The sequence below is a fragment of the Clostridium oceanicum genome (assembly GCF_039521385.1).
GTDB classification, from domain to species: Bacteria; Bacillota; Clostridia; order Clostridiales; family Clostridiaceae; genus Clostridium_F; species Clostridium_F oceanicum.
In genome coordinates, this window is the sequence record NZ_BAAACG010000010.1 from 654,166 (window position 1) to 681,079 (window position 26,914).

General features: G+C 25.8%; 27 protein-coding genes. All 27 read right to left on the minus strand.

Going from position 1 to position 26,914, the window contains the following annotated elements:
- Positions 1-107: 107 nt before the first annotated feature.
- The 27 genes from scpB to ABDZ71_RS13530 all read right to left on the minus strand — a co-directional run bounded on the left by scpB (position 108) and on the right by ABDZ71_RS13530 (position 26,888).
- Complete coding sequence (gene scpB / locus ABDZ71_RS13400; protein ID WP_343762221.1) at positions 108-707, minus strand: SMC-Scp complex subunit ScpB; 600 nt, start codon at positions 705-707, stop codon at positions 108-110.
- Positions 700-1,443: a segregation/condensation protein A gene (locus tag ABDZ71_RS13405; protein WP_343762223.1), complete on the minus strand. Its 744-nt coding sequence runs from the start codon at positions 1,441-1,443 to the stop codon at positions 700-702. Before ABDZ71_RS13405 ends, scpB begins: the two co-directional genes overlap by 8 nt.
- Positions 1,444-1,730: 287 nt before the next feature.
- Positions 1,731-2,945 (minus strand): D-alanyl-D-alanine carboxypeptidase family protein, encoded by a 1,215-nt coding sequence (locus ABDZ71_RS13410; RefSeq protein WP_343762224.1) that lies wholly within the window; start codon positions 2,943-2,945, stop codon positions 1,731-1,733.
- A 202-nt stretch (positions 2,946-3,147) separates the two neighbouring features.
- On the minus strand, positions 3,148-4,128 hold the full coding sequence (locus ABDZ71_RS13415) for a YeiH family protein (protein WP_343762225.1): 981 nt from the start codon (positions 4,126-4,128) through the stop codon (positions 3,148-3,150).
- 208 nt (positions 4,129-4,336) lie between these two features.
- Positions 4,337-5,332, minus strand: coding sequence for a polysaccharide deacetylase family protein (locus tag ABDZ71_RS13420; RefSeq protein WP_343762226.1), 996 nt, complete (start codon positions 5,330-5,332; stop codon positions 4,337-4,339).
- A 96-nt stretch (positions 5,333-5,428) separates the two neighbouring features.
- On the minus strand, positions 5,429-6,340 hold the full coding sequence (locus ABDZ71_RS13425) for a LysR family transcriptional regulator (protein ID WP_343762228.1): 912 nt from the start codon (positions 6,338-6,340) through the stop codon (positions 5,429-5,431).
- A 68-nt stretch (positions 6,341-6,408) separates the two neighbouring features.
- Entirely contained in the window at positions 6,409-7,101 is a 693-nt protein-coding gene (locus tag ABDZ71_RS13430; protein ID WP_343762230.1) for a DUF5714 domain-containing protein, read from the minus strand.
- Between the two features lie 331 nt (positions 7,102-7,432).
- Positions 7,433-8,359 (minus strand): 1-phosphofructokinase, encoded by a 927-nt coding sequence (gene pfkB / locus ABDZ71_RS13435; RefSeq protein WP_343762231.1) that lies wholly within the window; start codon positions 8,357-8,359, stop codon positions 7,433-7,435.
- Positions 8,356-9,207, minus strand: a complete 852-nt coding sequence (locus ABDZ71_RS13440) for a tagatose bisphosphate family class II aldolase (protein WP_343762233.1) — start codon at positions 9,205-9,207, stop codon at positions 8,356-8,358. The genes pfkB and ABDZ71_RS13440 overlap by 4 nt, the downstream gene beginning before the upstream one ends.
- 105 nt (positions 9,208-9,312) lie before the next feature.
- Positions 9,313-10,470, minus strand: coding sequence for an N-acetylglucosamine-6-phosphate deacetylase (gene nagA, locus ABDZ71_RS13445; protein ID WP_343762234.1), 1,158 nt, complete (start codon positions 10,468-10,470; stop codon positions 9,313-9,315).
- Between the two features lie 18 nt (positions 10,471-10,488).
- Positions 10,489-10,911 (minus strand): PTS galactosamine/N-acetylgalactosamine transporter subunit IIA, encoded by a 423-nt coding sequence (gene agaF, locus ABDZ71_RS13450; RefSeq protein WP_343762236.1) that lies wholly within the window; start codon positions 10,909-10,911, stop codon positions 10,489-10,491.
- 92 nt (positions 10,912-11,003) lie between these two features.
- Positions 11,004-11,825 carry a PTS system mannose/fructose/sorbose family transporter subunit IID gene (locus ABDZ71_RS13455; RefSeq protein ID WP_343762237.1) on the minus strand — a complete coding sequence of 274 codons (822 nt, stop codon included), beginning with the start codon at positions 11,823-11,825 and terminating at the stop codon, positions 11,004-11,006.
- On the minus strand, positions 11,815-12,594 hold the full coding sequence (gene agaW, locus ABDZ71_RS13460) for a PTS N-acetylgalactosamine transporter subunit IIC (protein ID WP_343762240.1): 780 nt from the start codon (positions 12,592-12,594) through the stop codon (positions 11,815-11,817). Before agaW ends, ABDZ71_RS13455 begins: the two co-directional genes overlap by 11 nt.
- Positions 12,595-12,682: 88 nt before the next feature.
- The gene (agaV, locus tag ABDZ71_RS13465; protein WP_343762242.1) at positions 12,683-13,159 is read right to left on the minus strand and encodes a PTS N-acetylgalactosamine transporter subunit IIB; all 477 of its coding nucleotides are present in this window, start codon (positions 13,157-13,159) and stop codon (positions 12,683-12,685) included.
- 141 nt (positions 13,160-13,300) lie between these two features.
- Entirely contained in the window at positions 13,301-14,479 is a 1,179-nt protein-coding gene (locus tag ABDZ71_RS13470; protein WP_343762243.1) for an SIS domain-containing protein, read from the minus strand.
- 204 nt (positions 14,480-14,683) lie between these two features.
- Positions 14,684-15,397 (minus strand): EcsC family protein, encoded by a 714-nt coding sequence (locus tag ABDZ71_RS13475; protein WP_343762245.1) that lies wholly within the window; start codon positions 15,395-15,397, stop codon positions 14,684-14,686.
- A gap of 299 nt (positions 15,398-15,696) precedes the next feature.
- A complete protein-coding gene (gene nagB / locus ABDZ71_RS13480) occupies positions 15,697-16,425 on the minus strand; it encodes a glucosamine-6-phosphate deaminase (RefSeq protein WP_343762247.1) in 729 nt (242 codons plus the stop codon).
- 20 nt (positions 16,426-16,445) lie between these two features.
- Positions 16,446-17,588, minus strand: a complete 1,143-nt coding sequence (gene nagA, locus ABDZ71_RS13485; RefSeq protein WP_343762249.1) for an N-acetylglucosamine-6-phosphate deacetylase — start codon at positions 17,586-17,588, stop codon at positions 16,446-16,448.
- A gap of 37 nt (positions 17,589-17,625) precedes the next feature.
- A complete protein-coding gene (locus tag ABDZ71_RS13490) occupies positions 17,626-18,351 on the minus strand; it encodes a GntR family transcriptional regulator (RefSeq protein WP_343762251.1) in 726 nt (241 codons plus the stop codon).
- A 239-nt stretch (positions 18,352-18,590) separates the two neighbouring features.
- Positions 18,591-19,685 (minus strand): ABC transporter permease, encoded by a 1,095-nt coding sequence (locus ABDZ71_RS13495; RefSeq protein WP_343762252.1) that lies wholly within the window; start codon positions 19,683-19,685, stop codon positions 18,591-18,593.
- Positions 19,686-19,687: 2 nt separating this feature from the next.
- Entirely contained in the window at positions 19,688-20,854 is a 1,167-nt protein-coding gene (locus ABDZ71_RS13500) for an ABC transporter permease (RefSeq protein WP_343762254.1), read from the minus strand.
- Positions 20,855-20,866: 12 nt separating this feature from the next.
- Positions 20,867-21,805, minus strand: a complete 939-nt coding sequence (locus ABDZ71_RS13505; RefSeq protein ID WP_343762256.1) for an ABC transporter ATP-binding protein — start codon at positions 21,803-21,805, stop codon at positions 20,867-20,869.
- Positions 21,806-22,050: 245 nt separating this feature from the next.
- Positions 22,051-22,701: a response regulator transcription factor gene (locus ABDZ71_RS13510; RefSeq protein ID WP_343762257.1), complete on the minus strand. Its 651-nt coding sequence runs from the start codon at positions 22,699-22,701 to the stop codon at positions 22,051-22,053.
- A gap of 38 nt (positions 22,702-22,739) precedes the next feature.
- Positions 22,740-23,909, minus strand: coding sequence for a sensor histidine kinase (locus ABDZ71_RS13515; RefSeq protein ID WP_343762259.1), 1,170 nt, complete (start codon positions 23,907-23,909; stop codon positions 22,740-22,742).
- Between the two features lie 265 nt (positions 23,910-24,174).
- Positions 24,175-24,819 (minus strand): SIMPL domain-containing protein, encoded by a 645-nt coding sequence (locus ABDZ71_RS13520; protein ID WP_343762261.1) that lies wholly within the window; start codon positions 24,817-24,819, stop codon positions 24,175-24,177.
- Positions 24,820-24,932: 113 nt separating this feature from the next.
- Positions 24,933-26,303 carry an MATE family efflux transporter gene (locus tag ABDZ71_RS13525; protein ID WP_343762262.1) on the minus strand — a complete coding sequence of 457 codons (1,371 nt, stop codon included), beginning with the start codon at positions 26,301-26,303 and terminating at the stop codon, positions 24,933-24,935.
- Positions 26,304-26,330: 27 nt separating this feature from the next.
- The gene (locus ABDZ71_RS13530) at positions 26,331-26,888 is read right to left on the minus strand and encodes a TetR/AcrR family transcriptional regulator (RefSeq protein WP_343762264.1); all 558 of its coding nucleotides are present in this window, start codon (positions 26,886-26,888) and stop codon (positions 26,331-26,333) included.
- Positions 26,889-26,914 lie beyond the last annotated feature (26 nt).

A 26,914-nucleotide genomic window follows, 5' to 3' on the forward strand; every position in this document is an offset into this window, starting at 1 on the left:
TCACCTATATCTTTTTTATTTTTATTTATAATTTATTTGTTTGATTTTACATTAAATAATCTAAAATAATTACCACTAATATATCTTACAATAGAGTGATGTAAACATTATTCACTCTTTAAATTTTTAGACATTTCTCCAAAATTATTTAATATATCTTCTAAGCTTGGTATACTCTCCATACTATCTAACCCAAAATATTTTATAAACTCTTCCGTAGTAGAATATAGTATTGGCCTTCCGGGTACTTCCAATCTCCCACATTCTTTTATTATACTTTTTTCTAATAAAGTATATATAGCTCTATCACTTTTAACCCCTCTTATCTCATCAATTGCTACTCTAGTTATAGGTTGCTTATAAGCTATTATAGACAAAGTTTCTAATGCTGCTTGAGACAAGGATTGTCTAACATTTGTTTTTAAAAGCCTTTGTACATACTCACTGTTATTAGGTTTAGTAACTAATTGCAGCATTTTATTAGAAGAAATAAGCTTTATACCTCTAGATCTATTTTTATAGTCTTTTTCCATTTCCTTTACTATTTCTAAAGTTTCTCTTTCATTACATCTTATTATAGTTCCTATTTCCCTTATGCTAAGGGGCTCTCCTGTTACAAATAGCAATGATTCTATAATAGATTTATAAGTATCTATTTTAGATACTTCTGCAATTTCTGTTTGATCTATTCTTCTTTTATTATTCATTTTTTTCGGTCCTCTCTAGATAAATTTTATCAAAATTATAGGATTGATGTACTTCTATAATTCTTGATTTAACAAGTTCTAATATAGCTAAAAAAGTTATAACTACTTCTAATTTAGATTCACATTCATCTATAAAATTTGAAAACTCATACTTAGAGTTATTTTTAATATTATCCATTATCAATTTTATTTTATCTTCTATTTTATATTTTTCTAAATATATTTCACCTTTAAAATCTGTTGAAACATTCATTTTATTAATATAATTGTTTATAAGTTTATTATAAGTATTATATAAATCTAACATAGTTATATTTTGAAATAATTCCTTTATAGATGGATCTTTTTTCTTTTCTTCTATAATTTCTGGTTTTTTACTAAAACACACTCCACTTACTTCTTGCTTACTTTTTAAAAATTCTGCTACTGCCTTAAATTTTTTGTACTCCAAAAGCTTGTCCACTAATTCTTTTCTTGGATCTTTTTCTTCATCATCTTCTTTTTCTTGTTTAGGAAGTAAGTATTTAGACTTTATCTCTATTAATCTAGATGCCATCACTATAAATTCTGAAGTAACTTCTAAATCTAAATCCTCCATTTGATTTAAATATTCCAAATACTGATTTGTTATTTCATATATCTGTATATCGTAAATATCCATCTTATTTTTTTTAATAAGATGAAGTAATAAATCAAAAGGCCCATTAAAATTATGTATTTTTATATTTAAGCTCATCTATTTATCTCTCCTGAATAATATATAATTATATAAATATAGTAATATTTTATCACAAAGATAGTAATAACCTAAAGCTTTATTTATGTATTTAGATACTTCTTGCTTTTTTATATAAATTTAAAAATATTCTTCTATTTATTTTAAACTAGCTTAATATTATTAATTGTAAAATCTAAAAGACTGTTAAATAAATATATTACTTAACAGTCTTTATAATAATTAGGAATATATAGTCTTTGTAATTAATTATAAAGTATATACTTTGTAACTAATATAGCTCTATATTACACTCCTCTATCTATTAATCTTTCAAATCCATTTTTTAAATTATTAAATAAACTAGAAGTTCTTATATTTCTATCACTTTTAATGTTAACTTTTCCTACTAGTTTACCATTCATATAAAACTCACATTTACCTACTATTTCATTAGCTTTATATTCTTTTTTGCTTTTATCAATTATGCATTTTTTAGTTATTTTACTTTCTTTGCCTTTTTCTACAATTGTATTAAAATCTTCGCAAGATTTAGCTATAAAGTATTTATCTCCTTTTGAATTTAAAGGTACTTTAGCAACAGCTTCTCCTTTTTTAACAACTTTTTTATTTCCAAATTTAGAAAAACCATAATTCATTAAATTACTTGCATCTTTATTTCTTACCTTGTAAGTTGGAGAGCCCATTATTACACAAAGCATTCTTACTCCATCTCTTTTAGCTGTGGCAGATATACAATATTTAGCTTCTTCTGTAAAACCAGTTTTTAATCCATCACAACCTTTAAAAAATCTTACTAGTTTATTATGGTTTACAAGTCCTATAGGACTTTTTCTTCCTTCAGATATAGTTTCCATATATGTTCCTGTATATTTTAATATCTTTTTATGTTTTAAAAGTTCTCTTGACATTAATGAAATATCATAAGCTGTAGTTACATGACCTTCTGCATTAAGACCTGTGCAGTTTTTAAAAGAAGTATCTTTCATATTTAAACTTTTAGCTTTTTCATTCATCATCTTAACAAAGTTTTCTTGGCTTCCTCCTATATATTCGGCCATTGCAACAGCTGCATCATTTCCTGAAGCTATTCCTATTCCTTTTATGAGCTCTTCTACAGTTCTTACTTCTCCAGTATCTAAAAGCATACTGCTACCACCCATTTTCTTTGCATTTTCACTAACTGTTACTTTATCTGATAACTTCATTTTACCAGAATCTATACGTTCCATAGTTAAAAGCATTGTCATTACTTTAGTAACAGAAGCTGGTGCTAGCTTTTCATGTGAATTTTTTTCATAAAGGACTTTACCTGTAGTAGGTTCAATAAGTAGTGCTGATTTTGCATCTACATTCAAAGAATCTGTTTTTGACTCTTCTTTATTTTCTTCTTTACTATTTATATTCATTCTACTTGCTGCTGTAACTGTACTTACAAACATTCCAAATACAAAAACAATAGTAGTTATAAAACTGAATACATGATTAAATTTTTTCTTCATGTTTATATATCCCTCCTTCAGAAATATTTTCTCCAATTTTTCATAATATTATCACGGAAAAATTTTCTTAATTTTCAAAGGAAGTTTTAAACTTATAAATAACCTTGTATTTTAAAAATAAAATTTTGTTTTTTTTTATCTAAAATATATAAACTTTTATTTATATATTAACTGATTTATGTTTTTATAAAATTTATTAATATTACATAAATGTTGTAACAATCATATATGTAGAAGTTGATGTTATTAAAAATAATATACATCCTATAAGTAGTGCTTTCATTCCTTTATCTCTTATACTTTTAAAGTCTACAGAAAGACCCATTGCAACCATTGCCATTAATATGAATATTGAACTTAACTTAGTTAATATACTTATTATAGAAACTGGAATAATACCAATTGAACTTACTATTCCTGCAATAATAAAATATAAAACATACATAGGAAATTTAGCTTTTTTACTATTGCCATTACCTTTATTAAACATAAAACCTAGCACTAAAGATACAGGTACTAGCATTAAAACTCTAGCCATTTTAACAAAAGTTCCTATTTCTCCTGCTGAATCACCTCTAGCAAAAGCTGCTGCAATAGCATGAGCAACTCCATGAAGAGAAACTCCAGACCAAATTCCATATTGAACATTTGTCATACTACTAGTTACAGCTATAGCTGAATATACCAAAACTCCAACAGCACCTAAAAAACTAACTATAGATACTGCTACAACAGAATCCTCATCTTCTGCATTTATTGTAGGAGCTAATGCAACTACTGCTGAAGCTCCGCATATGCAAGATCCAACTCCAATTAAAGTAGCTAATTTATTTTGAGCCTTAAATACCTTTCCTAAAACAGTTGCGATAATCAAAACACTTGGTACAAATATTAAAACCATTAAAATAACTTTAGGTCCTAATTTTAATATAGCATTAAAATTAAGTTTAAAACCTAAAAGTACTATTCCAACTTTTAATAGTCTTTTAAGAGAAAACTTTACTCCCTCTTTAAATACAGCTTGGGTTTTTATAGTATTATTATAGATTATTCCTATAATTATTCCTATAGTTAAAGCTTCTAGATTTATTACATCTTTTATAGAGTCATTTATATACATAGATATAATAGCAATAAAAAGTGTAAATATAATTCCTGGAACTAGTTTTTTAAATTTTGTCATAATAATCACCTCTTTATGAATTATACCAAAGGTTTTATATAAATAAAAATTATAATTTGTTATAGTTTTATAAGCTATACTTATACATCTTTAAATAAACTTATTTTAAAAACTTCTATTTTTTCATACCCTTAAAATAAAAACTATCATCTAATATTCTAATTAAATGATAGTTTTTATATAATTTAAGAATTAATTTTTAATATTATTATCTTATAGTTCCAAATTCATACCCCTGTGATTTTAGATAGTCTATTATAAGAGGAAGTGCCTTAAAAGAACTTTCTTTTCCATAAGTATCATGAGTTAATATAACTATTTGTTTTTTACTTCCTATAGAATCCTTTAAAAACTGTAATAACTCGTCCTTATTTTTATGTCCTCCTTCTGCATCTCCACTTAAAGCATTCCAATCTATTGAATGCATTTTTCTTTCTTTTAATTTTTTATTAAACTCAGGAAGATTTGGATCATTGTAATACTTTCTAGACATATATCCTCCTGGCATTCTAATTATTTTACTATAAAAATCTTTTCCTAAAGCTTTTTTTATAGATTCGTTAGTTTTATTAACTTCATTCATAAAATTTTCTATATTTAATTTATTATGAGGATAAAGTTTTTTCATATTATGAGTATATGAATGATTACCTATAGCATGTCCTTCATTATAAATCCTTTTAACCAAATTTTGAGAAATTTTATTTTGGTCTATAGTTTCTCCTACTAAAAAAAATGTAGCTTTTACTCCCTTTTCCTTAAGTACATCTAAAATCTTTGGAGTAACTGTTGTAGAGGGCCCATCATCCATTGTCAAAAAAGCAATCTTTTTATCCTTTGGAATTGTTTTTCTAGGTTTATTATTTGGTAACTTTTTATTTTTCCCCTTAGATTTACTTTCAGTTTTATTTTTTGAATCCTCTTCGCTTTTACTAGAATTTTCATATGATCTAGCAACTATTTTCTCTACTTCTGAAGCTGGATATTCATAGGATTTCAATCTATTTTTCTTCTCTTCTTCTCTTTTTTTAGCTAACTCTTTGTCTTTAACTGCTTGAAGCATTTTTTGATGTTTTTTAGTTTTTATGTTAGATAATACAGTAGTTGTTATAAAAAACCCTCCTATAATCACTGAAATTATCGTAAGTAAGCTAATCATTATATGCTTCTTTTTTTTATTTTTCCTATCCATTCTTCTTCTCATATAAATACCTACTTTCTTTTGTAACTTTATAATTTAATTATAAAATTACAAAAGCATATATATACAACTAAATTGTAATAAACTTGTAAAATTCTATTACAGATTCATTACATCTCTTTTCAAACAAAAATCCATAATATTTTTTAAATATTTATCTATACTTTTTTCCAAATAAACAAAATTAAATTCCCTTCGAAATCTTACTTCTTTCAATTCTTTGTTTTTCATAGGCAATGTTTTTATAACTCCAAGCTTTAGTTCCCTTTCTATAGCAGCTTTTGATATTATTGTGTATCCTAAATTTGCCTCTACTAAAGCTTTTATAGCATCTATACTTCCTACTTCCATATATATATTTAGGTCACTAGGTTTATATCCTTGCTTAATTAATATATTTTCAAAATATTTTCTAGTTCCAGAACCTTCTTCTCTTAATATTAGTTTTCCTCCAAGTATTGTATCTATATTAGCATAATCTTCTTTTGAAAATTCATGCTTAGGTGAAAAAGCTAATACAAGTTCATCATCTTTAAATTTTTTATATTTAAATTTATTTTTATCAAAAGGTCCTTCTACTAAGCCTAAATCTATTTCTTCTTTTATTATCTTTTTTAATATTTCTTCTGTATTATTTACAGTTAGTATTACTTCTATTTTTGAATGATTTTCTTTATATTCACCTAAAATATTAGGGAGAACATATCCTCCTATTGTTAAAGTTGCACCAATATTACAAGTTTTTTCTATAAAGGATTTATTTCTAAATCTCCTATAAATATTTTTTTCTAATATTTCTACTTTTTTAGCATACTGAAAAAATTCTTTTCCTTCTAAAGTAAGTTCAATATTTCTTCCACTTTTTTTTATAAGTTTAACTCCATAATATTGTTCTAAATATTTTATATGTTGAGATACTGCTGGTTGAGTTAAATTAAGAATTTGTGCAGATTTTGTATAATTTTTTATCTTACCTACTGTAAGAAAAGTTAATAATTTAGTTTCTAACATTATAAATTGCCCCATTTTTAAATAGTTTTATTAATACCTGCTATTAAATAATACATATAATTTTAAAATTAATGAAATTTACATTCTTCTTTTAAACATTGCTTATTAATATTACTAAAATTACATTTAACATCTTGTTTTTCTAAAGTTACATTTAAATTTTCCTCTATAAAATCAACTGCTTCCTCTATAGATAAAAATGTATCTCTCTTACAACATCTAGGGCCTCCAAATTCTGAAATTGAAAGAAGACTTTTAGATGTCATTAAATTAGACATTTTCCATTCTTTTTTTGAAAGAGGTGTAGCTCCAGTAATTACACTCATGAATATTCCTGTGCCTACTGCTGCTCCACAATTTCCATAAAACCCGCAAAACCCTCCTAATATATTTTTAGCTCTTTTTTCTACTTCTTCTAATTTATCTTTTATGTTTTCCCTTTTATTAATAGTATTATAATAAGCAGCTGTTAAAACTGCTGGTACTAGAAAATGATGCTCCGGTCCATGCATTTTTATAGAAGGATGTTTCATCAAATCTATAGCTATTTTCAAAGGATTCTTTGAAACGGTTTCATTACAATATTTCTTTATTATTTCATATGCACCTAATGAATGACAACTATCACATACAAAGTGTCCATTTTTACATTTAGCATTGGAAGAAAACTCCTTTTTGCAATAAAAACATTTTAATTTTTCTGACTGTTCACTATAAACAATCTCTTCTCCACATACTAAACAATTATATTTATTTTCCATAAAACATTTCCCCTTTTCCTTTGTCCTTTATTTCCTTAAATAATTTTATTTAGTTATATTAAATTAAAAAATAAACTGTTTAATAACAAATTTTTCATAATATATTATACTATAACTATAGTTTTAAATATATATTATTACAATATATATTTAAAATTTTCATTATATTTAAATCACAAAAGCCGTTGATAAATTATATATTTTATCAACAGCTTTTAGTTGCACTTATTAAAAAGCACTTTTTTTATAATAGAATTGTTTTGTTAGTTAATAAAATAATACGGTCATAGAATTTTATTATACTACTTTATATATAAATATAATTTAAAAATTAAATTACACTTATTTTAATATCTTTTACTATTTCATCTACTACTTCTTTTCTAACAAATCCTGTTTCTTCCTCTATTGCATTAGCTGTACCACAAGCTGCAGCTAGTGCTATTGTATCTTTTATGTTATATCCTCTTTCAAGACCTACAGCAAATCCTCCTACAAATGAATCTCCTGATCCTACTGGATTTATTGCTTTTATCTTTGGAACTTCTACTTTATATATCTTATCTTTATATCCAACTAAAGATCCATCTTTTCCTAAAGATACTGTAACGCACTCTATTCCCATTTCTCTTAATTTCTTTATTTCTTTTATTATTTCTTTTTCATTTGAAACTTTATTTCCTGTTATCATTTCTATTTCATCTTGGTTAGGTTTTATAAAAAAGGGCTTTGCTTCTATACCTTTTAATAAAAGCTCTCCACTTGTATCTAATAAAAACTTTTTGCCTTCTTTTCTTGCTTTTTCTATTAATGTTTTATATATATCTTTTGGTACTTTTTTAGGTACGCTTCCTGAAGCTGAAATTATACTGCTTTTTTTAAGAAGGTCATCGTATTTTATCAAAAATTCTTTTAACTCTTCTTCTTTTATACAAGGACCAGGCTCTAATACTTCTGTTTGCTCTAAATCATCTGTTATAAAAGCTAGGCATTCTCTTGTAGACCCTTCCACCTTACTAAAATCACCTCTTATACCCATATCTTTAAGCTTGTCTTCTATAAATTCTCCAGTTTTTCCACCTAAGAATCCTGTAGCAAGTACATCTTCTCCAAGTATAGTGGCTACATTAGCTACGTGTATTCCCTTGCCTCCTGCAGTATTTTCTACAGATCTTGCTCTCATAACTTTTCCTTTTTCTATATCTTTTATTTCATATCTTTTGTCTATTGATGCGTTTAAGTTTAATACAGTTATCATGCTCTATTCTCACTTCCACACATTTTTATTTTATCTACTACTATTTCTTTCATCGCTTCTTTTCCTGGTGTCATATATTTTCTTGGATCATTTGCATCTGGATTTTCTTTAAAATATTCTTTTACTGCCTTTGCAAATGGTATTTTTAAATCTGTTGCTATATTTACTTTACATATTCCAAGTTCTATTGTATTTTTAACTGATTCTTCTGGTACATCAGATGCTCCGTGAAGTACTAAAGGAACTTCTACTTCTTTTCTTATTTCTTTTAATCTATCATAATCTAATTTAGGTTCACCTTTATAAAGTCCATGAGCTGTTCCTATTGCTACTGCTAAGGAATCTATTCCTGTCTTTTCTACAAACTCTTTTGCTTGATCTGGGTTTGTATACATTGCATCTTTTTCATCTACTACTAAGTCATCTTCTTGTCCACCTAATTTACCAAGTTCTGCTTCAACTACTACTCCTCTTTCATGAGCATAGTCAACAACTTCTTTAACTGTTTTTATATTTTCTTCATAGGATTTTTTAGATGCATCTATCATTGCAGATGTAAATCCTTCATCTATATATTTTTTTATTTCTTCTACATCTTCAAAGTGATCTAAATGTAGCGCTATTGGAATATTGTGTTTTTTAGATGCAGCTTCAAGTATTGCTACTAAATATTCTCCTCCAGCATATTTAATTGTTCCTGGTGTTCCTGCTATTATTACTGGTGATTTCATTTCTGCAGCTGTCTCTACTACTACTCTTATTGTTTCTAAGTTATGAATATTAAAAGCTGGTACTGCATACTTTCCTTCTTGAGCTTTTTTTAATATTTCTTTTGTTGTTACTAACATTATTAATCACTCCTAAGTTTTAATGTATTTGAATGTGTCTAATCTAATATAAATAACAGGTATTTATAGCTTTATATTTAATAAAATTTAAAACTATAAGTCCTTCTAATTTTCATATACAATTTTTCCATTCACCAATGTTTTTATTACCTTAAAATCATCATCTACAACTACTAAATTAGCTTTTTTGCCTTCTTTTATACTTCCTATTTCTTTATCTAATTTTAAAAGTTTAGCTGGATTTAATGAAGCCATATTTATAGCCTCTATATCTTTAAGCGGAAGATTTTCTAACATATTTTTTATTGAATACATTAAGTTTGTAGTACTGCCTGCTAAAGATCCGCTTTCAGTTCTTGCAACCCCATCTTTAACTATAACCTTTAATGTTCCAAGCATATATTCTCCATCTTTTAGTCCTCCAGCTCTCATAGCATCACTGATTAAAACTACTTTATCTTTACCCTTACATCTTAATACTATATCTATAGCTGCTGGATGAACATGTATCATATCTGCTATAAGTTCACAATAAACATCATCTCTTGTTAATGCAGCACCTATAAAATTTGGTTCTCTATGTTTTAAACCTCTCATCCCATTATAAATATGAACTGCAATTTTAGCGCCTGCATCTATAGCCTCTATTGCTCTATTATAATTTGAACTAGTATGACCCATAGATACATTCACATTTTTCTCTGTAATATATTTTATAGATTCTATTGAATTTTCTTTTTCTGGAGCAATTGTAATAGTTTTTACTGTTCCTTCTCCTACTTTAAGTATTTCTTTTATTTCTTCTATATCTATATGTTTTAATAATTTTTCTGGATGAGCACCTTTATGCTCTTTAGTTAAATAAGGTCCTTCTACATAAGAACCAAGTATTTCAGCACCTTCAACTTTTCCTATAGATTTTTTTACATTTTCTACAGCTATTTTTATATTTGAAACATCATCTGTTACTGTAGTTGGAACAAAGGATGTTACCCCTCTAGTTGATAAATATTTTGATATCTCATTAATAGATTCAAAATCTCCATCCATAGTATCAAAACTAGCACCACCATGTATGTGTGTATCTATTAACCCTGGCATCAAATTATAATTTTCCATATTTAAAATTTTATCTAAATCTAAATTTTTTTCATCTTTAGAATTTAAAATTGATTTTATTAAACCATCTTCAAGTATTACTATTGAATTTTCTAAAACTCTATCTTCTAAATATACCTTCTTAACTTTTATACCTAATTTCAAAGTTAATCATCTCCAATATTAAATTCCGCCACAAGAATTTTGTTTTTTCTTTTTATTTTCATAAACTTTCATAGCTTCTTTTCCAGATCTAAGTAAAGTGTCTTTAAGTTCTTCCATTGTTAATCCTTCTCTACACAAAGATCCTTCTAAAAGCATTCCTAAATTAGTTCCAGAGATAACTAGCATATCCTCTTTACCCATTCCTAAAAGAGCTGCTGTCTTAAAAGGTGACCCTCCTACAATATCAGTAAGAAAAGCTATTCCTTCACATTCTTTTAATTTTTCCATAGCTTTTTCCATTTTTTCTTTTAAAGTATCTGTAGTATCATCCATAGTAAAATCTACAGCAATTAAATCTTTTTGTTCACCAGCTATAAGTTTTAAAGAACTTGTAAGTCCTGTTGCAAAATTTCCGTGACCACTAACTATTATTCCTATCATGTTAATCATCCTCTCTTTTAAATAAAAATTAAAAACATGAATCAAAATGAATGTTTAAAATCATTCATTTTGATTCATTAACTTGTAATATATTATAATACGTTGAAGAATCTACCTACTAAACCTATTGCAACTGTTAACATAACAAGTTTAAGTGGTGACCAACCTTTTTTAACTAATCTATACATTAATAATGCATATAAAAGAGGTAATAAATTTATTAAAACTTTATCTAAAACATCTTTTTGTAATGCAATTTTTGCTTTACCAGCTGTAATTACAGCTGTTGTTTCTAATTTAATGTAAGAAGATATTAAAGCTCCTAAAACAGTTATACCAAGTATTGATGCTGCTCTTGATACTTTTTTAGTACCTTCTTTTAGTTTAGATATTGCTTTAACTCCAGTTTTATAACCATAATGCATTAATCCAAATCTTAATGATAAATGAACTACATTAAATAAAACTAAGAATATAACAGCTCCAAGGGCACTTCCTGTTTTACCAAAAGATGCTCCTATACCTACACATATTGGAAGTAATGTAAGCCAAAATAGTGCATCTCCTATTCCTCCAAGAGGTCCCATTGTAGCAACTTTTATACTTCTAATAGTATCTCTGTCAGCTTTGTTCTCTTCCATTGCAGTAACTATTCCCATTATGAAAGTTACTAAAAATGGATGTGTATTAAAGAATTCCATATGATCTTTCATTGAATCCGATAAATCTTTTTTGTTTTTGTGTATTTTTTTAAGTCCTGGAAGCAAACTATATAGCCATCCTGCAGCTTGCATTCTTTCATAGTTAAAAGACGCTTGAAGTAACATTGATCTCCATGCCATTTTATTTAAATCTTTTTTAGTTATAACCTTTTCAACACTTTTATCTTCATAACCTTTTACATTAGATTCCACGTGAAGGCACCTCCTTCTTAGTAACATTTCCTTTTTTCTCATTTAAGAAATAATCATATGCAGCTATAGCTCCCCCTATTAAAGCTATTGGTAATATATCTAATTTTCCGTAAGCTGAAAGCATAAAACCTATTATTAGGAATGCTGCATATTGTTTTTTAAGCATTATTTTAAGTAAAGTAGCAAAACCTACTGCTGGCATCATTGCTCCAGCTACTCCTAATCCACCAATTATAAGTTTTCCTGCTGCTGTTGAATTCAATACGTCTACAAGACCTTTAGCTGAATCTGCACCTAAATATATTGGTAAAAATGCAACTACAAAATAAAATGAAAATAATGACAACAATGCAATGTAATTAACTTTAGCAATTCCTTTTGGATCTGCTTCTTCTGCTGCTTTATCTGCTTTTTTCATGAATCCTGAAAAAATAGTGAATAAGAACGTAATAGCAGCTTGTACCGCTAATCCAAATGGAAGGGCTACCCCTAAAGAGACTTCAGCACTTTGCTTAGTTATTATTGCAAAAGCTGTTCCTATAATCCCTGCTATAACTACATTTGGAGGCTGTGCTCCTGCTAAAGGAACCATGCCTGCAAAGAATAACTCAAAAGTAGCACCTGCTATAATTCCTGTTTGAACATCTCCTAATATGACACCTACTATAATTCCTGCAAATATAGGCCTATGAAAATGGAATAATCCGTTAAACATTTCCATTCCAAGTATACCGGCCCAAAGACCAATTAATAATGCTTGAACTAACATTAGTTTATTTCCCCCTTTATACTTTTCTTATGTTACATTTTTTTACTTTATATACAAAAATTTATTAACGTTTACATGTAGATTAAACTTATATAAATTTTAATATATCAACTTCAATTTTTTCATCTGGTACTCTTCTAATTTCTAATTCCACTCCAAGTTCATGTAATCTTTTAAAAGTTTTTCTATCATCTTCATCAACTGAAACTGTACTAGAAATTTGCTCTTTTCCTTCACTAAAATGCATATTTCCTATATTAACTTTTTTTATAGGAACTCCACCTTCTACAAGTCTTAATACATCTTGAGGTGTATCACAAACTACAAATATTAATTGATCATCTGCAGCCATATGAATAACATCTATAGTTTTTTGTATTGAAAAATATCTTGTTCCTATAACATCTGGTACAACCATATCCATTAAGTTTTGTCTAACTTCATCAGTAGATACTTCGTCATTTGCAACAACTATCAAATTAGCTCCTAAATAATTAACCCATGTTACTCCTACTTGACCATGTACTAATCTGTTGTCAATTCTTGTCATTAAAATATTTGCCATCTTACTACCTCCTATTATTAAATAATAATTATTATTGCTATAGGTTATTATCATACCATTAATTCATAAAAATTAATACAGAAAATTAATGGTATGATTCACTTTACTTGTAATTATTAAATTATATTTTCTAAATATTTGTTATTTATCGTATTGATGAATAATTACACCTTTAACAACTCTATTTACAGTTCCATCTGGTCTTGGGTTGTCGGGGCTTATTCCAAGTTCCTTTGAATATAAGAATGCAAAAACTTGAGCATATATTATATAATCTAAAGCTAAATAAGCTTCTTTTATATTATTTTTTTCATCACTTAAACTAAACATTTTATATGAATTTTCTTTAACTTCTTCTTCATATTCAGGAGTTATAGCAATTATTTTATGCTGTCCCTTATCATTATTTATTTCTTTTAATAAATCCATTTCATACTTTCTTGCATGCTTATCATTTGACATAAACATAAATACTAATGTTTTATCATTTATTATAGATTTAGGACCATGTCTAAAAGCTAAAACTGAATCATAAGATGTTACAACTTTTCCACTTGCAAGTTCTAAACCCTTTAAAGCGGATTCTCTTGCTAATCCTTTTAAAGAAGATGATCCTAAATAGATTACTCTATCATATTTTAGGTTTACAAGATCTAAAATTTCTTTAGATTCATTATTAATTATTTTAGAAGCACCCTTTATTATTTTGCCCATAGTATCAATATTTTTATCTAAATTATCAATATCAAATATAGTCAATGTAGTTAAAAGCATTGATGTAAAACTACTTGTCATGGCAAAACCTTTGTCATTAGATTTTTCTGGCATTAAAACCACTAGATTTTTTTCATCATCTTTAGCCTTTTGTGCTAATGCTCCTTCTTTATTACAAGTAATAACAAGTTGTCCAACATGGTCTATTAATTTCTCCGCTAAATTATAAGTAGCTACACTTTCTGGACTATTACCTGAACGAGCAAATGATACTAAAACTGTTGGTGTTTCTTTTTCTAAATAATCTTCTGGGTTACTAACAATATCTGTTGTATGAATTGCTTCTACTCTTTTACCTAAAAGTCTCCCTAAATAAGGAGCTGCTACTTCCCCAACAAAAGCTGAAGTTCCTGCTCCTGTTAAAATTATTCTTAAATCCTTTTTATTTAATTGCTTTTTTATATATTTTGATATTTTTTCTTTATTATTTTTTACTATCTCTAAAGTTTCACTCCAAATTTCAGGCTGTTGTTGTATTTCCTTAGCTGTATTAAAGCCTCCTAGGTTTTGAAGTTCTTCTTCTTCAATATTAAAAATTTTACCCATTATTTCACCTTCCTACATTGTTTGTTGTACTGATGTAATTACCACTATATATACTTTAAAAAAACCTATACTTTTGAATCATATAATATACTAAGTAATCTTAGGAACCACTTGGTAATGAGGTTATTACCAGTTGGTATATTTATATAATATATTAAAATTTAAACCTTGTCAATATATTTTTTAAATTTTATAAAGTAAGTTTTATAATATTCTAACTCTATATGAATTCATAGCAGTTTCTCCTAATTTACTAACTAATTTATAATTAGCATAAGCCCCTACTACAGCACCTATTCCTGGTACTAATTGAAGCATTTTTGCTATATCCATATAGTCTCTATATTCCTGTTGAAATTCTCTCCAATTAAAATCATCTTTATTTATGGGAAGAGTTTTTACATAGCTATCCCAGTTTAATATCTTATAATAAATTTCATTTCTTTTTTCCTGACTTGAAAATGCTAATTGAAAAATATAGAGTATATATAATCTTTCTCTATAATCTTTTACATCAAATCCATATATACTAGCAACATCAAATAAAAATTTAATTTTTATAGATAATAATATAGGGAAATCTGCCATTCCTAAAACTATTCCTCCAAATCCAGTTCCAGCTCCTGTTGTTGCCGCAGTCTTTCTATATGAATCTATCTTATCTCTTACTAAATCCTCTCTATATTTAAGATTAACCATTTTTAAGGGAGGTTTGGATACAAATTCTGAACCTAATATAACAACTTTTGTCATACTTTTAATAGAAGCAGTTATTATCCTGTGAGCTTTTTCTGGAATAAAACTATTAAACTTTCCTTGCATACTTTTAGTTGTTTTATCAATAATAGAAGGCTTCTTGCTCATTTTTTTCTGCCAACTTTTTAGCTCTCTCATTGCTTCAATTTCGTAAATATCCATTAATCTTACCTCCAATAAAATTATACACTAAACTAACATTATATTTTAAATAATCCTTATATTTAATAATTATATCATATACTTATTATAATTATTCCAAATTATTTCTTTTGAGAAAAAATATGTATTATTGTATTTTTACTTTTTTAATTTAAACCCTTTATTAAAGCTACAAGAACATTTCTTATTCCTTACCAAATATTAAGATTACTAAAAAAGTTTAAAATTTACTTATATTATATAAAAACACATATAGTTTAAATAAAAAACCATATGTGTATAAAAAATTTATAATACTTTTATTGAATTTTAGATGCTGCATTCTTATCTAATATTATAGTAACATCATTATGAAGTTGAAGTATAGACGCTGGAGTATTAGGATTTATTTTTCCTTTTACAGTTTCATATATAGCCTCTGCTTTTCCTTCTCCATTAGCTAAAAGTATTATTTTTTTTGACTGCATTATGGTTTTTATACCCATACTTATAGCTTTTACTGGTACATCCTCTTTAGAATTAAAAAATCTTGAATTTGCTTTTATAGTTTCCTCATCTAAATTAACTAAATGAGTTTCAGCTTCAAAATTAATGTCTGGTTCATTAAATCCTATATGTCCATTTGAACCTATACCTAAAACTTGTATATCTATGCCACCAGCTTTTTTTATTCTTTCTTCATATTCTTCACACTCTTTTTCTATACTTTCAGCGGATCCGTTAGGTATATTAGTTTTTTGTAAATCTATGTTTATATGTTTAAATAAATTGTTTCTCATATAATAATAATAACTTTGAGTATTTTCCCTTGTAATTCCATAATACTCATCTAAATTAAAAGTTGTAACCTTTGAAAAATCTAATCCTTCTTTTTCATATCTATCTACTAACTCCTTATACATACCTAAAGGAGTACTTCCTGTAGCTAATCCTAGTACACTATCTGGTTTTAATATAACTTGACTTGCCATCATATCTGCTGCTTTTCTACTCATTTCTTCATAATTATTTACAACAATTATTCTCATCTTAAACACCTCTATTAAAATTAAATTTTAAATACAATTCTACCTTCTACAATAGTACAATTAACATTAAATTTTTCATCAAAGACAATTATATCCGAGTCTTTTCCTATACTTAAACTTCCTTTTTTATTATATATATTTATATCCTTTGCTGGATTTTTAGTAACCATGGAAACTGCTTCCCAAATTTTTATATCAGTATTTTCAAAAACATTTTTCACCGCTTTATCTAAAGTTAAAATACTTCCTGCTAAAGTACCATCTTCTAGCCTTGCGGAACCATCTTTAACTGTAACATTTTGTCCCCCTAAATCCCATTTACCATCTTTCATACAACCTGCTCTCATAGAATCAGTTATAAGAATTACTTTATCTTTACCTTTCAGCTTTATTAGAGGAGTAAAAATAGCTTCATGAACATGGATTTTATCTGCTATTAATTCACTATATATATCACTATTAAAAATAGCTCCAACAATTCCTGGTTTTCTATGATGTAGCGGCGTCATGGCATTAAAAGTATGAGTTCCATGACTTATACCTTCATCTATTGACTCCATAGCTTCTTCATAAGTAGCATTAGAATGTCCTATAGATAAAATTATATCTGTATTATTTTTAACTTTTCTTATAAATTCAAAATTCTCATCTTTTTCTGGCGCAAGAGTTATTATTTTTATTACATCTTTATAATCTTTTATAAAATCATAACTAGGTTTTAATATATAATCTGCTCTTTGTGCTCCTTTATAATTTTCATTTATAAAAGGTCCTTCTAGATGGCATCCTAAAACCTTAGCTCCTTCTAATTCTATATTCATACACTTTTTAATTATATCTAAAGCTTTATATATCTCTTCTTTACTAACAGTCATAGTTGTAGGTAAAAAAGCTGTAACACCTCTTTTAGCTATAGTATTACTTATAGTTTTTATAGAATCAACCTTTCCATCCATAGTATCTTTACCGCCAGATCCATGTATATGTAAATCTATAAAACCTGGAGAAATATAATTTCCTTTTGCATCTATAACTTCATCCACATCACTATAATTTATATCTTTAAACTTAACTATGTCTACAATCTTTTCATTAAACAGAATTGCTCCATCATATATTATAGAATTTTCTTTAATTATTTTCCCATTAACTATTGCTTTCATAAAATACACATCCTTTTAAAAGCTTTATTATCTACTTTTACTTTAAAGTCATTTCAAACTTATATATATCACTTCTATAAATAGCTTTTGTATATTCTATAGGAATACTATTTTCTATATAAGTTGTTCTTTCAACCATTAAAGACAAAGCATTTTCTTCTTGATTTAAATATTCACTTTGATAATCATTTAGCATTATAGGTTCTATAGTTTGTTTAGCTTTTGTTAAATTATATCCATATTTTTCTTTAAATGTTTTATACAAAGACTCTCCATCTATACTATCTCTAGTCATATTTTTACACAAATTATAAGGAATCCATACAATTTCTAAAGATATAGGTGATTTTTCTGTTTTTCTTAATCTTTCTATTTCAATAACTTTAGTATCTTTCATACAAAGTACATCTTTGATCTTTCTAGTTGCTTCTTTTATATCAAAGGATAAAATTTCAGTACTAGTTTTAAACCCTTTTTCTTTCATTTCTTCTGAGAAGCCTTTTAAACCAGTAAATTCTTGCTTTTGTTTAGGCTTTGCTACAAAAGTACCTTTCCCTTGTTCTCTATATAATAACCCTTCATTAACCAAAGACATTATAGCTTTATTTATGGTCATCCTACTTACACCTTGAATTTCACAAAGCTCTCTTTCTGTAGGTATTAAATCTCCTGGATTTAATTCTTCATTTTCTATCATTTCCTGTAATATTTCTTTTATTTGATAGTGAAGAGGAAGTGGACTTTGTTTTGAAACTTTTCTCATTACATCTCTTCCTTTCTTACATCTCACTTTTATTCTATGTCATTTTCAATATTATTATATCATCATATTGTTATGTTGTATATACCAATTTAGTTTAATTATTAAATTCTATAAAAAAATTATATTAGTATCTTTTATAAAACCCTTAATAAGAAAATTTCTTATTTAATTATAACCTATATCTTTTCAACTTATAAATAATAAAGAAAGTGAAACTTTTAAATTCCACTTTCTTTATTTTAATCATTAACAAAATTCCTAAGTTTGATATTTCCTGCTGTAAAAAATACTAAGGCTATTAAAATTAGAATTATAGCATTAGGAAACAACTTTAAATTTTTTATAGAATCAAAAGACCAATAAAAAGGAGAAAGCTTCGTTAAACTATTTAGAACTATTGAACCTTGAGAATTATTTCCTAAAGTTTTAAATCCTAAAAATACATTAGCTGTACCAACCATAGATACAATCATGCTTGTTAACCCTTCATTTTTAGAAATCCTTGTTAAAAACACTCCTACACTCATAGCAATAAGTGTGATTAAAACTACATTGATAATAACCATAGGTAAATATTCTATAGGATAATATACAATTTTTCTACCAACTAAAGCTATAATGCTATATATTAATGATATTGTAAAAAACATCCCTATATAAATTCCTCCAATAATTTTCCATGGTCTATTAGGAGTAGTTATAGCCCTTTTTAATATATTTTGTTTTCTTAAACTTAACACTTCACTAACTACATAATTGGCAGTAAAAAAAATATATGAAATTAAAATAAAACTTGTCATCATACTGTTATCTGAAACAATTTTATTTCTTTTTATTTCTACTTTAACTTTATAATTATATAATTCACTATTATTTTTAATAATTTTATTTTTTAATAACAAATTAACTTTTAACATCTTGTTAATTTCTTCATTTATTCTTTTTTCTATTAAATCTGTGCCATTACCTTTTTCTCTTTTATAAGTATTTATTATAGGTTTTTCACCTTTTCGTATTTTTTCTGTAAAGTTTTTAGGTATTTCATAAATAGCTATTATATCATTATTTTTTAAAGATTCTAAAACTTTTTCAGAATTTTTTTCATGATGTACATCATCCTCTATTTTTAAATCCTTTATTAATTTATCTCCATAATATCCTTTATCTAAAACATTAAATGCTACATTAATCCCTACACTACTACTATTAATTTTTTTAGAAATAAACCCAACAACCCCTATAATTATAAGAGATCCTAACACCATAAGCACCAATACTTTTTTATCTTTTAGCATTCTCTTAAATTGTATAAATCCAAATCTTATTACATCCATAGCTATTCCCCCCACTTAATCTTAATTTTTAAAATACTTATAAAATAAAATACAATTGATGTTAATAAAAACATCATCAAATAAAACTCTATACTATGAAAAGAATTGAATAAAACATAATTTTTATAAGTTTTCATTATTAATACATTAGGAGAATAATTACTTAAATAATTTATAACTGAGTTTTCTTTAGCTACTTTATATAAGGGATAAAATACTCCTCCTATAACTATAGAAAGCATAAGAAAAAACTTTAAAAACATTCCCGCCACTCTCTTACTTTTAAAAAATGCTATTATGATTCCTACTATTGAAGCTTCTAATAAACTTTTAAAAATTATAATTAAAATTAAAAGTAATAAAGATCCTTCAAATGATAAATAAAGTAATCTAAAAGCCATCACATATATAAAATTAAATGCAAGGGCAACTAACATACTATTTATTATTTGACAATTAAAATATTGAAATTTACTTATAGGTGTAGAAATTATTCTATTAAATATTCCTTTTTTCTTTTGATTATAATAACTTGATGTAACTGATATTATTAGTATAATAGACATAAAACTTGATATAGATATAGAATAATACTCATAAGAATTTAATTCTTTATAAGAAGATACTATTTTATTTTTTATAACATTTTGTTTGTATAGTCTATTAATATCTATTTCTACTTTATTTAAAAGTAACAATTTCTCTTCATTAGATAAATTTAATTTTTTTATATTATTATTTATAACAAATTTCTCATATAAGTTTTTATTGTACTTATCTAATATATCTTTTAAAATATACAAATTTGAACTCTGACTATTTGATTTAGCCTCTATAACTACTTTTAAATCTTTGTTATAAAGTAATTTTTCCCCATACCCTTTAGGTATTACTATTTTTTCTTCTAACCCATCTTTTATTTCTAATAAATCTTTTAAATTATCACTTTTTAAAAAACTAATTAAATTTTTTGATATCGTTGTCTTGTCCCTATCTTCTATAGAAATACTTATTTTAGAAATGCTATTTGGCTTTTCAAACATATCTTTTTGAAAATACCCATATAATACACTTATAATTACAGGAAATATAGCAAAAGTAATAAGCATTATATGAACATTTTTTATAAGTCCTTTAAATGAAATTTTTATAAATGCTTTTAATTTCATACTTATTTCCCCCTAATCTCTAAGTTTTTTACCTGTTAAACTTAGAAATACTTCTTCTAAGCTTGAATCTTCAAAATTTATACTTTTTATCTTACACTTATGATTATTTATAACTGTCATAAGCTTATTTAAATCAAACTTTTTCTCCTCTACTAATAAATTTATTAATCCTTTCTCTTCACTACATTCTTTAACTCCATCTACATTTCTAAAATCTAATATAATTTCCCCTGTATAATTATCTAAATTTAAAGTAACTTTATTTCTATCTAAAATCATAGATTTTATACTTTTTTTACTTCCATAAGCTATTTCTTTTCCTAGATCCATTATAAAAATATTTTTACAAAGCATCTCTACTTCTTCCATATAATGAGATGTATATATTACTGTAGTTTTATTTTCTTTGTTTATTTTCTTTATAAATTCAAATATATGATTTCTAGATTGAGGATCTACTCCTACAGTAGGTTCATCCATAATTAATATTTTAGGATTATGCATTATTGCAGCTGCTATATTTAATCTTCTTTTCATACCTCCTGAAAATTTCTTTACTTTTTCTTTTTTCTTATTTTCAAGACCTATAAGTTCTAATGCTTTATTTATTTTATTTTTCAAATCTTTTCCTTTAAGTCCATATAAACTACCAAAAAACTCTAGATTATCATAAGCAGACACAGATTCCATTAAAGCTATCTCCTGAGGAACTAACCCTATATAGGATTTAACTTTTAAAAGATTTTTATTTATTGAATATCCATCTACTGTAATATCTCCTCCATTACTTTTTAGAATACCTGTCATAATATTAATTAAAGTAGATTTACCTGCACCATTAGGTCCTATAAGTCCAAATATATCACCTTTATCTATTTTAAAAGATATATCATCTAACACTAATTTATCATTAAACCTTTTGGTTATATTATTTACCTTTATTAGTTCCATAAAAAAACCTCCTTAAATCTTCTAATTATATAATAGAAAATTTAAGGAGGTTTTACCATTACCTTAAGTAACAAATAAAAGTGACTAAAGTCACTTTTATTTATATCAATTGAATATACCTTATTAAAATTGTACTTTAAATAAATTTTTATATTAAAGCATTACTTTATAATCTCTGTAACTAATAATATTTATTTCTTATCTTACCATTTACAAAGTTTAAATATAATTCTTAACTCCAACTTTTATACTATATTATTTTTAAATGCAAAAATAGCAATTTGAGTTCTATCTCTAAGATCTAACTTATTTAAAACAACTGTTATATTATTTTTTATAGTCCCTTCAGAAAGATACAATCTTTCTGATATTTCTTTATTTGAAAGTCCATTAGCGATTTCTTTAATTATGGTAACTTCCCTATCTGTAATTTTATATTTTGAAACCACATCATTAAAATTACTTTTATAATTAAGATTTGTATTATCTATCATTTTAGTTGCTACATCAGGATGTACTACTACATTCCCTTTTAGTGAAGCTTTTATTCCTTCATAAATAAGCTCATAAGAACTATCTTTTAGAAGATATCCGGATGCTCCAACTTTAAGAGCTTCATGTATATATTCTGTATCATTAAAAGTAGTTAATATTAATACTCTTATATCTTTAAACTCTTCTTTTATAATTCTTGTTCCTAAAACCCCATCACACTCAGGCATTCTAATATCCATAAGAACTACATCTACTTTACTTTTTCTACAATAATTTAAAACTTCTTTACCATTACTACAAAGAGAAACTACCTCAATATCACTAAAATTAGAAAGTATTATTTTAAGTCCTTCTCTTATTAATTTTTCATCATCTGCTATTACAACTTTTATTTTTTCCATAAACCATCCCTCTTAGAAACTTAAATCATATTTTATTTTCACAGCATATTTTCTAATTTATTTTTATTATAAAATATAGCTTTAAGTAAAAATCCTTCACCTTTTTTACTACTGCAATAGGCCTCTCCACCAAGCTCTGATACTCTTTCAAAAATACCTTTAAGTCCCATACCCCTTGTTATATTATCTGTACCTATTCCATCATCTTTAAGAGTAATAACTATTCTATCAAAATCACTAAAATTCATAAATATATTTACATTTTTAGCTTTTCCATGCCTTAATGAATTAGATAAAAATTCTTGTACTATTCTATAAATTACAAAAGATCTATCTGAATTTAAAGTCACTCTTTCTTTTGTAAATCCTAAACTAACTTTTATTTCAGTTAACTTTTCAAAATTTTTAATAAGGTTTTCTATAGCAAGTATACCCTCATATTTTTCAAATTCTCTAGGTTTTAAAGATTGTACTGCCATTCTTACTTCTTTAAGGCTCTCTTTAGAAAACTCACATAAATTATTACACATAATACTAGCCTTTTTACCATCTTTACATGCTACCTTTTCTATAGCGCCTAATTGTATAATCATAGTAGATAAACTATGTCCTACGCTATCATGTATTTCCCTAGATATCCTATTTCTTTCTCTTAAAATAGTTAGCTCTTCTATAGATTTTGAATAACTTTCCAAATCCTTATTAGCTCTTTTTAACTTTTCTTCTGAAATCCTTAATTCATCATATAACTTTTGAGCTTCTTTTTTTCTCTTATTCTCTTCTTTTATATATATTGCTAATATAAAAAGTATTATAAAACAACATATACTAATTAATATTTCTCCTATATTTTCGTATTTACCTTGTAGAACCATAATACTTATAGACAATCCTAAAGGTATATATGAGCTTTTGCCCCCTAATAAAAAAGCACTATCTAAGCTAATAGTTGAAAAATAGAAAAATGTGATTCCTCCATAATTTATATAAATAAAATAGGAAATAACACACTCTATAACAAGGGACACAGTTACTATATTTTTATTTTCATTTAAAATAAAAAATCTCACTTGATTATTTATTATAAATAAAAGTATAAGTATTACTGCATATGTATCAATTACTGTCTTTTCTAAAAATATAATACTACATATAATTAGTATTATTGATATATACCTAAAAACAACTAGACTTTTCTTATTCTTCATAATCTCTATCCTTTAATTTTATATCTTCATTAAATCTCCACTAAAAATTATACCATTTTAGTTATATTAATAGAATATTTTTACTTTATATAGTTGTAATTTACTTTTATTAAATTAATATAAATCTATTCATATAGTATTATATTTTTAAACCTTTAATGTGTAAATATTTTAAAATATGATTTTCTTCTCTATACAAAAAGAGTCAGTAAAAAATGCTGACTCTTAAATAATATTATAATCAATACTTATAAAGTTTATTGTTTTAATATCTAAATATACACTTAACAACAGCATTTATAGAAACATTACTTGGTAATATTTCTGTTGATGCACTATATGATTTGATTAAAGCTGTATTTTGAATTTGTGAATCATTAAGTTCTTCTTTTATTATTATAGGTATCTTATTTACTGAAACATTTAATGTTTTTCCTATACTCATTGCCTTACTTATAGCATTTTTAATTGCTAAATTAAGTGCTTTTTCATAATATTTTTGTTTATCTGATACAGTAAATCTTATACTACCTACACTATTTGCTCCTGCCTTTACAGAACTATCTATTATTTTTCCTAAATCGCTTATATTTCTTACTGTTACATCTAAGATATTTGTTACTTTATAACCTCTAAATATCTTTTTGCCATCTACGTAATCATATTGAGCTTGTATGCTATAATTTGAAGTACTTATATCTTTCATTTCAACCCCTAGGTTTGTAAGATTTCTTATTACAGCATTAGTTCTTTCAATATTTTCTTTTTGTGCTTTTTCAAGACTTTTATCTTCAGTTATTACACCTAAACTTACTATAGCCTTATCAGGCATTAAACTCAAAGTGCCTACCCCTTTTATTTCCATCTGTCCTCCATATCTAAAACAAGGGTTACAAGTATAATTCATCATAAAATTAATATACCTCTTCTAAAATTTATCACTTTATATACTATGATTTACCTACTAATAATAGTATATAATTATAAACTTCAATATTAAATTACACTTGTAATTATAGTAGATTAAGCTAACTCCAATTCTTTATTTGAATTTCCTAGTTTCTTTAACTCTTTTGAAATCTTAATTGACAAAAACAAAGTAACTACTATTGTAAAAAAATCTGCTACAGTATTTGAAAACATTACTCCTTCTAATCCAAATATTCTAGGCAATATTAAAACTGAGGGTATTAAAAATATTCCTTGCTTTGATGTAGATAAAACTATCGATTCTTTTCCTCTACCTAAAGCTTGAAATAAAGATGCATATACTTGCTGAAATCCAAAAGAAGGTAGTAGTATACTCATTATCCTTAGTGTTTTACTGCCTATTTCTATTACTTTTAAATCATCACTAAAAGCACTAATTATAAATGTAGAAAAGAAAACAAATATAATAGCACATATAGAGCAAAATATAGTAGTTCTTTTTAAAGAGATTTTTATAGCATCTATTACTCTATCATATCTTTTAGCTCCATAATTATATCCTACTACTGGTTGAAATCCTTGATTGTATCCAAAGATAACAAACATAGCTATAGATATTACTCTTAAAACAATTCCCATAGAAGCAACTGCTGCATCTCCATAAGGTTTAGCTGCTATATTCATAAGTGCCATAGATAAACTTGAAAGAGATTGTCTTCCTAAAGTTGCAACGCCAATTTTTAAAATCTCTTTATATATAGAAAGAGATGGTCTAAATCTTTTTAAGGATATCTTAACATAACTTTTCCCCCTTATATAGTACATTATAAGAAAGAAAGTTGATATCCCCTGAGCTACTACTGTAGCTAAAGAGGCACCATTTATTCCCAATTTAAATGTAAACATAAAAATTGGATCTAAAACAATATTTAATATAGCCCCTAAACTTATGGCTATCATACTATATTTAGCATTTCCTTCTGCTCTTATCATATTGTTTAAAGTCATATTTAATATTGTAAAAATAGATCCAGACACTAGTATAAATCCATATCCTTTAGCATAAGGCATTATAGTACTACTAGCTCCAAATATTTTTAAAATTTCTTCTATAAATATCATACCAAAGGCTGTAAAAAAAACTGATGTAATTATTGCTGTAAAAAAAGTTACTGAAGCTGTTTTATTAGCTTTTTCCCTGTTTTTTTCTCCTAATAACCTTGATATATAAGAAGCTGATCCTACTCCAAACATCTGGCCAAAAGCACTTACTAATATAAAGAGTGGAAATACTATTGATACTGCACCAATTGCACTAGTATTATTTAACATAGATACAAATAAAGTATCTACTATATTATAAACAGCACTAATTAACATAGCTATAATACTTGGTACTGCAAGTTTCATCAAAACTTTCGATATATTTCCTTCTTCTATAAATTTACTTTTATCATTTACCATAAATTATCCTCTTTCCATATATTATATTTATTTAAAATTACAATCTATAATGTAATTAATAAATTTAATATTATTTTCTTTTTCTTTAGCATACTTATCTAACATATCTATCACTGATAAAAAAAATACTCTTATTAATCTTTCTTCTATTTCTTTATCTATATCAATTTTTTCTTCTTTTTTTAACTCTTCAACTAAATTTCTTATTATACCGTCTAACCTATCTTTTATTCCATCTAAAGATTCTTTTTTTATTACATTAGCTTTTGTAAGTTCTTTTCCTAATCCTTTTCTATTTTCAATCTCATCATATAGTATTTTTATTGAATACTTCAATTTTTTTCTAGAAGAATAATTAGTTTCTTTAACTTTATCTAATTTAAAAAATGTTTGCTGCCAGCTTTTTTTTAACACTGTAAAAAAAAGATCTTGTTTATTAGGATAATAATTATATAATGTTCCTACTGCTATATCTAGTTCTTTAGCTATTCTTTTCATGTTAACCTCATTGTATCCATACTCTCCAAATAACTTTAGAGAACATTCAAATATCTTTTCATGAAGGTTATCTATAATCTTAGGCATAATATATTTCTCCTTTATGAATCATT